Here is a 313-nt window from a genome sequence, read left to right as displayed (position 1 = left end):
GTCTATAGACCTAGCTTGTTTATAGCATCGACGATTCACCAGCGCATCGAACACATCTGCCACCGAAGCAATTCGCGCAAAGATATGAATATCTTCACCCGCAATACCGTTTGGATAGCCTGAACCGTCCCAGTTCTCGTGATGCCCACCTGCAATGAGCGCGCCCGCTCGCAAGACCTCTAAGTCAGACGTCGAAAGTATATCGTAACCGATCTGGGCATGAGACTGCATAACCTCCCACTCTTGAGGTGTTAGCTTACCAGGCTTGTTAAGGATATGATCAGGGATAGCGATCTTCCCAATATCATGTAGT

1 protein-coding gene is annotated in these 313 nt (G+C 48.9%); it reads right to left on the bottom strand.

Annotated features, from left to right (window positions below; genetic code table 11):
• The coding region (locus tag A3763_RS05955) for an HD-GYP domain-containing protein (protein ID WP_156494952.1) at positions 1-313 on the bottom strand (313 nt) is incomplete at both ends.

This window comes from Oleiphilus sp. HI0128, assembly GCF_001635365.1.
Note: the sequence above shows the minus strand (reverse complement) of the source record. Positions and strands in the feature narration are given on the sequence as shown.